Annotated in this window: 7 protein-coding genes, 3 tRNA genes and 1 pseudogene; 5 read left to right on the top strand and 6 right to left on the bottom strand. The window is 61.3% G+C overall.

Annotation, left to right across the window (positions count from 1 at the left end; genetic code table 11):
• The first annotated feature begins 98 nt into the window (after positions 1-98).
• Positions 99-1,230 (top strand): peptide chain release factor 2 gene (gene prfB / locus ACT6VE_RS26640; protein WP_444801339.1). Its coding sequence is split into 2 segments (ribosomal slippage): positions 99-167 and positions 169-1,230, totalling 1,131 coding nucleotides; the frame shifts between segments, so codons are not numbered across the junction.
• 47 nt (positions 1,231-1,277) lie between these two features.
• Here the strand turns inward: prfB and ACT6VE_RS26645 are convergent.
• From ACT6VE_RS26645 to ACT6VE_RS26665, 5 genes are all read right to left on the bottom strand, one after another.
• Positions 1,278-1,790: a hypothetical protein gene (locus ACT6VE_RS26645; protein ID WP_444801340.1), complete on the bottom strand. Its 513-nt coding sequence runs from the start codon at positions 1,788-1,790 to the stop codon at positions 1,278-1,280.
• Positions 1,791-1,825: 35 nt separating this feature from the next.
• On the bottom strand, positions 1,826-2,599 hold the full coding sequence (locus tag ACT6VE_RS26650; RefSeq protein WP_444801341.1) for an NAD kinase: 774 nt from the start codon (positions 2,597-2,599) through the stop codon (positions 1,826-1,828).
• Positions 2,600-2,832: 233 nt separating this feature from the next.
• Complete coding sequence (locus ACT6VE_RS26655) at positions 2,833-3,030, bottom strand: hypothetical protein (protein WP_444801342.1); 198 nt, start codon at positions 3,028-3,030, stop codon at positions 2,833-2,835.
• Positions 3,031-3,371: 341 nt separating this feature from the next.
• Positions 3,372-3,447 (bottom strand) — tRNA-Thr (locus ACT6VE_RS26660).
• A gap of 52 nt (positions 3,448-3,499) precedes the next feature.
• Entirely contained in the window at positions 3,500-4,447 is a 948-nt protein-coding gene (locus ACT6VE_RS26665) for a LysR family transcriptional regulator (protein WP_444801343.1), read from the bottom strand.
• Positions 4,448-4,577: 130 nt separating this feature from the next.
• Between ACT6VE_RS26665 and ACT6VE_RS26670 the strand changes: the two genes are divergently transcribed.
• On the top strand, positions 4,578-5,201 hold the full coding sequence (locus tag ACT6VE_RS26670) for an FMN-dependent NADH-azoreductase (protein ID WP_444801344.1): 624 nt from the start codon (positions 4,578-4,580) through the stop codon (positions 5,199-5,201).
• Positions 5,202-5,272: 71 nt separating this feature from the next.
• Here ACT6VE_RS26670 and rlmB read toward each other — a convergent pair whose 3' ends face one another.
• The gene (gene rlmB / locus ACT6VE_RS26675) at positions 5,273-6,148 is read right to left on the bottom strand and encodes a 23S rRNA (guanosine(2251)-2'-O)-methyltransferase RlmB (protein ID WP_444801345.1); all 876 of its coding nucleotides are present in this window, start codon (positions 6,146-6,148) and stop codon (positions 5,273-5,275) included.
• Positions 6,149-6,440: 292 nt separating this feature from the next.
• Between rlmB and ACT6VE_RS26680 the strand changes: the two genes are divergently transcribed.
• The 3 genes and pseudogenes from ACT6VE_RS26680 to ACT6VE_RS26690 form a co-directional block, all read left to right on the top strand.
• A tRNA-Tyr gene (locus ACT6VE_RS26680) sits at positions 6,441-6,525 on the top strand.
• Between the two features lie 23 nt (positions 6,526-6,548).
• A tRNA-Gly gene (locus tag ACT6VE_RS26685) sits at positions 6,549-6,622 on the top strand.
• Between the two features lie 220 nt (positions 6,623-6,842).
• A pseudogene (locus tag ACT6VE_RS26690) lies at positions 6,843-6,919 on the top strand (GTP-binding protein); the annotation flags it as partial.

Consider the following 6,919-nt stretch of genomic DNA (forward strand, 5'->3'; position numbering starts at 1 on the left):
CACCGATGATCCAGTTCGAGGGCGGGCGCGGGGCTTTACATCCGCGCCCGCCCTCTCTATTTCGAGGCCACCGAAACACAGCATCGAAGAAAGCGGATATGCGCGCGGAAATCGAGAACATTGTCGACGAAATCAAGCAGGCCATAAGCCTGCTGAGGAGGCATCTTTGACTGGGATCAGGCGGTAAGACGACTGGACTGGTTGAACAACAAGGCAGAGGATCCCAACCTCTGGAACGATGCCCAGGAAGCCCAGAAGCTGATGCGCGAGCGCCAGCAGCTGGACGAAAGCATCAATGCCGTGCGCGCCATCGAGCAGCAGCTCAAGGACAATATCGAACTCATCGAACTCGGTGAGGAAGAGGGCGATGCTGACATCGTCAAGGATGCCGAAGACGCCCTGAAGGCTGTTCGCACCGAGGCGTCGCGCAAGCAGGTCGAGGCCATGCTGTCCGGCGAGGCCGACAGCAACGACACCTATCTGGAAGTGCATTCCGGCGCCGGCGGCACGGAAAGCCAGGACTGGGCCAACATGCTCCTGCGCATGTACACGCGCTGGGCCGAGCGTTCGGGCTACAAGGTGGAACTCCTGGAAGTCCATGACGGCGAAGAGGCGGGCATCAAGTCCGCGACGCTGCTCGTCAAGGGCCACAATGCCTATGGCTGGCTGAAGACCGAATCGGGCGTGCACCGCCTGGTCCGCATCTCGCCCTATGACAGCAATGCGCGCCGCCACACCTCGTTCTCGTCGGTCTGGGTCTATCCGGTCATCGACGACTCGATCAACATCGAGATCAACGAGAGCGACTGCCGCATCGACACCTATCGCTCGTCGGGCGCCGGCGGCCAGCACGTCAACACGACCGACTCGGCCGTGCGCATCACGCACATCCCGACCGGCATCGTCGTTGCCTGCCAGCAGGAGCGTTCGCAGCACAAGAACCGCGCCAAGGCGTGGGACATGCTGCGCGCCCGCATGTATGAGGCCGAGCTGAAGAAGCGCGAAGAGGCCGCCAACGCCGAAGCCGCCTCCAAGTCGGATATCGGCTGGGGCCACCAGATTCGCTCCTACGTCCTCCAGCCCTACCAGCTGGTGAAGGACATGCGCACCGGCGTTGAAAGCACGGCCCCGTCGGATGTTCTCGACGGCGAACTCAACGAGTTCATGGAAGCCGCACTCGCCCACCGTGTCAACGGCGGCTCCGATGCGGTCGTGGATGACCTGAACTAGAGGTCGCCATCATATGAATTCGAGAACGGGCGCTTCGGCGCCCGTTTTCAGTTGGTGGCGCGTTCGATCCTGATCTCGCCGAGATCGTCGATCACCACCGTCCAGCTCTCCGGCTCGGCAGCCTTCGGGTCGGTCTTCAGGTAGATCGTTGCAAACAGGCCCGGTTGCGTGGTGATTCCCGCCGAATTTTCCGGGCGGATGTCCGTCACATAGGGCTTCATCGCCGAAAACTCTTCGAGCACGGCCGAGGACGCGATCTTCGGGCCGGAAGCGGTCGTTTCGATCTGCTGGAGGTGGATCTCAGCCGTGCCGTCCGGCTGGCGCACGGCGACAAGCTTGTAGTAGCCGCGGCGCATCGCGGTCGGCTGCGCCGTTTCGGCGGTCTCCGGCTTGGTGGCCGTAGCACCTTCTGCCGCCGCATCGTCGGCCGGTTCTTCCCAGAAACCAGTGCTCACCACGAAGGTGACCGTCTCCGCCACGGGCGGTTCGCCTTCGGCCCAGGCGGGCGCAGCGGTGATGAAAAACAAGGTGAGGGCGGTGGCAAGTGCGTGCCGATGCATGGCAAAACTCCTGTACCGAAGCTGGGGTAATACTGTCAGTAATCGAATTGTTCGGCAAGAATCCGGTCGGACCAGGAATGATCGGGGTCTGACAGGATGAGCGCCGAAAGGCTGGCCGATTCGGCAATGCGCACGGAGGTGACGGATTTGACCTCGGTATTGTCGGCCACTGCATTGACCGGCCGTTTTTCCGCTTCCAGCACCTCGATCGTCACCGTCACCTTGTTCGGCAGCAGCGCGCCGCGCCAGCGTCGGGGCCGGAAGGCGCTGACGGGGGTGAGAGCCAGCAACGGCGCTTCCAACGGCAAGATCGGGCCGTGAGCGGATAGATTGTAGGCCGTTGAGCCAGCCGGTGTCGCAAGCAGCAGGCCGTCGCAGATCAATTCCTCCAGCCGCACACGGCCATCAACGCTCACCCGCAGCTTTGCCGCCTGGTAGGACTGGCGGAACAGGTAGACCTCGTTGATCGCCAGCGCGCGGCGCTCCTGGCCGCTTGCATCGCCCGTCACCATTTCCAGTGGCCGGAAGGCATTTTCCACCGCGCCCTCGACGCGGGCCGACAGGTCCTTCGTGTCGTACCGGTTCATCAGAAAGCCGATGGAGCCGCGGTTCATGCCGTAAACCCGCTTGCCGGTGTTCATCGTCGTATGCAGCGTCTGCAGCATGAACCCGTCGCCGCCGAGCGCTACGATGACGTCGGCCTCTTCCGGGTCGGCATTGCCGTAGATCGACATCAGCTCGTTGCGCGCTTCCTGTGCTTCAGGCGCCGTCGAGGCGACGAAGGAGAACGAGGTGGTGTCACGCGCCATGCTGCCGTTCCGCATCTTCTGGAGGACGTCCGCTCTTCTTCGAAGCGCGGAAATACCCAATCCGTTTGTTTCTACGCAGCCCCAAACGCAGGAACCACTGTGTCGCTTTCGAAAGTTGCGCAAGCGAGCCGTGGCGCACCGCACGCCCAAGCCGGCCTTTGTCGCATGCCTTTACGGCATGCGCATCTGAAAAATATGACAATGTCAGTGCAGGGAAGGCGAGGGCGCCGATTTCAGGCCTTGGAGGGCCCGCCGGCTCGTGCTTCCAGAGCTTTGAGCGTCGCCTGTCCCGCAGCCGCGGCCTGCATCGGATTGGCGAACGGCCCCTTCACGGGATAGGTGACGCCGCGGAAGGTCAGCGCGAAAAAATACTTCCCATCGATGCGCTTCTCGACCGTCACCTTGCTAACCGGCTGCTTGTCTTGCGCCACGTCTGTTCCTCCGAATTGCTAAGCGGGAATGCGGTGCTCGTTGGCACTGCGTCTCTTGGAAGGCCTATAGGCCAGTCGGCCCGACGGAGCAATCTGCAAGGCGCAAGTCTCCGGCCGATGGTGTTGTCCGTACGTAGTGGTGTGGATTTGATGTTCGCTTTTAGTGGATTTCCCGGAAGGGGAAATTCGTTTTGAAGTGCAGCCGATGCGTAGGGACAATATCTCGTCGCGGGAATTTTGCATCCGACTGAACGCCGGGGGAACAGCCTTCCCCCAAGTACATATCCCCAATTGGGGGAAATTCAGAAAATGCATGGAAAATCAAATCGCCAAAAAGGCAATGGTGCCCCCACCAGGACTCGAACCCGGGACCCCCTGATTACAAATCAGGTGCTCTACCAACTGAGCTATAAGGGCACTCGGCGTGGAGTTAGCATATTTTTCGCCGCTGTAAAGCGAAAAGGGTGGTTCAGATCGACCAGTTGCTGTCGGATGGGGTTTTGGGCATGATTTCCTTGCAGCGCAGCATGGAGCGCGGCAGGTTTTCGGCAAGGTGGTCGATGAGGGCGCGTACTGCGGGCAGCATGCCGTGGCGGGCGGTGAAGACGGCGTGGACGGTTGATTCTGCACTGCTCCAGTCCTGTAGGACGGGCGACAGGACGCCTGTGCGGAAGCCGCGTTCGGCGATGATGTCCGGCAAGAGGCCGAGGCCGACACCGGCGATGGCCGCGCGCTCCAGCACGCTGAAATCGGAGCACATGAGCACCGGTGAATGGGCGACGTCGTGCACCGCACCGTCGGCGTTGTAGAGCGTCCAGATTGCCCTGATATCGTTTTCCTGCATGGAGAGTGTCGGAACGCGGCCGATCGTGTCGAGGTCGATCGGGTCGAAGCGTTCCAGGAAATCCGGGCTTGCCGCCAGATAGCGTCGCGTGCCGCCGAAGCGGCGCACGATCAGCGACTGGTCGGTGTCGTAGCCATCGCGCACACGCAGTGCGACGTCGATTCGCTCCTCGATGAGATCGACGGGGCGGCCGGTGGTGAGGATGGAAAGGCGCACCTGCGGATAGCGCTTCATGAAACTCGGCAGCACATCCGACACGGCCGGGGCAAAGCCCGGCGGCATCGCCATGCGCACCATGCCGGCCGGTTCCGCCTTGGCGACCGCGACAACCGCTTCGGCCGCTTCCACGCCGGAGAGCACGGCCTCGCAGCGCTCGTAGAAGGACTGGCCGATGTCGGTGATGGAGAGCTTTCGCGTCGAGCGCTCGATGAGGCGCACGCCGAGTTGCTCCTCCAGTGCGGCGATGCGCTTGCTGATCTTCGATTTCGGCACCGACAGGGCGTTCGCCGCCGCGGTAAAGCCCTTGTGGCGCACGACGGCCGCATAAAGAGCGAGATCGTTCAGGTCCTGCATGGCGTTCTCTCCGGGGTTTTCTGATTTATTGTTTCCCAGGTGAAACAGTCAATTGGATTTTTACCGTCTAATCAGGTGATTGTTTTCGGATCATATGTTTCGCACCCAAACCGAACAGAGGTGCTGAACCATGAACGTCCTCCATATCGACTCCGGCATTCTCGGAGAGCATTCCGTATCCCGTCGCCTGACCGCTGCCGTTGTTGCGCAGATCAAGACTGAGCAGACCGGTGTCACCGTTACCTACCGCGACCTCGTCGCCAATCCGCTGCCACATCTTTCCGGCGCCCATCTGATGGCCGCCAACGCCAAGCCGGAAGATGTGGATGCGCAAATCGCCGCCGATAATACCGAAAGTGCAGCCGCACTCGAAGAATTCCTCGCTGCCGACACCGTCATCCTCGGCGTGCCGATGTACAATTTCTCCCTGCCGAGCCAGTTGAAAGCCTGGATCGACCGCATCGCCGTTGCCGGCAAGACGTTCCGCTATTCTGCGGAAGGTCCGGAAGGCCTCGCCAAGGGCAAGAAGGTCATCATCGTTTCCACCCGTGGCGGCCATTACAGCGCCGGTCCGGCTGCCGTGATGGATCATCAGGAAAGCTACCTGAAGGCCGTACTCGGCTTCCTCGGCATCACGGATATCGAGATCGTTCGCGCCGAAGGCCTGAACCTCAGCCCCGATTCGAAGATCGAGGCGATTTCCGAAGCCGAGCGCACCATTTCCGGCCGCGCGAACCTGCGCCTCGCCAGCTAAGCGAAAATCCCTGACACGCAAAGGCCCGCCGGCGAAAGCCGGCGGGCCTTTGCGTTTCCAATACCGACGGTTCAGCCGAACAGGTGCCGGTGCGTGGCGTAGAGCGCGATCGCCGCTGCGTTCGAGACGTTGAGCGACTTGATTGCTCCGGGCATGTCGAGCCGCGCGAGCGCATTGCAGGTGGAGCGCGTCTTCTGGCGCAGCCCCTTGCCCTCGGCCCCCATGACGAGCGCGACGCGTTTGCCTGAGAGCGTGCCCTCGAGCGGCGCCGGGCCTTCCGAGTCGAGGCCGATCGTCAGGAAGCCGAGCTTGTGGAGTTCGTCCATAGCGTCGGCCAGATTGGTCACCTGGATATAGGGAATGAGTTCGAGCGCACCGGAAGCGGTTTTGGCGAGCACGCCCGATTCGGTCGGCGAATGGCGCTGTGTCGTGATGACGGCACCGGCGTTGAAGGCGACGGCCGAGCGCATGATGGCGCCGACATTGTGCGGGTCGGTTATCTGGTCGAGCACCAGCAGAAGCGGGCTGTCCTTCAGCGCTTCCAATCGGCGGGCGGGCAATGGCCGCGTTTCGAGCATCACACCCTGGTGGATGGCTTCGGGGCCGAGTACCTTGTCGAGATCCGAGGGAAGCACGGTTTCGACGGGGTAGGGCAGGGTCGAAAAATCGGGCAGCTCCAGCCGCAGGGCAGCGTTCAGGCTCACCGAGAGCTTGATGATCTTCCGCTCGGGATTGTCGAGGGCCGCGCGCACCGTGTGCAGGCCGTAGAGATAGACCTGGTCGGGGGCAACCGCCGGCGCCTTCCAGCTTTCCGCCGGCTTGCGACGGCGGTCGTCCTTGGGTGTCGGAATCTCGCCGCGTTCACGCCGCTGGTCGCGGTGCGCCCGGCGCAGGGTGGCGTAATGGGTGTCTTTCGCGGACTTGCCGCCGGTATCGTCTTTGCTCATGCGGCCATATAAAGCATGTCGCGCAAAAGTGTGCAGCGCTTTTGCGCAAACGGCATGCAAAAAACAAAAACCGGATGGGGGAAGCAAAGCCGGGAGATCGCGGCATGTGCGGGCTGATCGTAAATGGCGCTTTCGGCTACCCTCTGGGGATGATGACGTTTTTCGCAATTTTTTTGCGTGGCTTCGTGTTGACAGGATGAATTGTGCCCGTCATATACGCCGCAGATCGAAGGCGCCGCCCACAAGGCACTGCCCGCCGGTCGACACTGGTCGCTTGATCCCGACAGAATATGGAGGGATGCCCGAGTGGTTAAAGGGGACGGACTGTAAATCCGTTGGCTCAGCCTACGTTGGTTCAAATCCAACTCCCTCCACCATTCTGTCACTGGATCAAGATCCCGCGGGTATAGCTCAATGGTAGAGCAGCAGCCTTCCAAGCTGAATACGCGGGTTCGATTCCCGCTACCCGCTCCAGGTGTTTGCCTTCATACGCAGATTCAGCGTTTCGTCATAAGGCCCTGCCTTGAAAAAACGATTCGTCATCACGATATTCCGGAAATCCGGCTCGCGTCGGGTCCTTTCCGGCATATTTTCCCGTGCATTTAACGCTTGCGCATTCGTTGCGAAAGCCTTAAACGCCTGCCAAACCGGACGGGCCGGTTAGCCCAACTTTCGTTCAGTAGGAAATAAAGACATGGCAAAGAGCAAGTTCGAGCGCAACAAGCCTCACGTAAACATCGGCACGATCGGCCACGTTGACCATGGCAAGAC

The organism is Shinella sp., from assembly GCF_052438155.1.
Taxonomy (GTDB): Bacteria; Pseudomonadota; Alphaproteobacteria; order Rhizobiales; family Rhizobiaceae; genus Shinella.

What these genes read in the sequence shown, in the direction of transcription:
- ACT6VE_RS26645 (WP_444801340.1), bottom strand. Translation starts at nt 1,790, where the DNA reads ATGCATCGGCACGCACTTGCCACCGCCCTCACCTTGTTTTTCATCACC.
- ACT6VE_RS26650 (WP_444801341.1), bottom strand. Translation starts at nt 2,599, where the DNA reads ATGGCGCGTGACACCACCTCGTTCTCCTTCGTCGCCTCGACGGCGCCT.
- ACT6VE_RS26665 (WP_444801343.1), bottom strand. Translation starts at nt 4,447, where the DNA reads ATGCAGGACCTGAACGATCTCGCTCTTTATGCGGCCGTCGTGCGCCAC.
- ACT6VE_RS26670 (WP_444801344.1), top strand. Translation starts at nt 4,578, where the DNA reads ATGAACGTCCTCCATATCGACTCCGGCATTCTCGGAGAGCATTCCGTA.
- rlmB (WP_444801345.1), bottom strand. Translation starts at nt 6,148, where the DNA reads ATGAGCAAAGACGATACCGGCGGCAAGTCCGCGAAAGACACCCATTAC.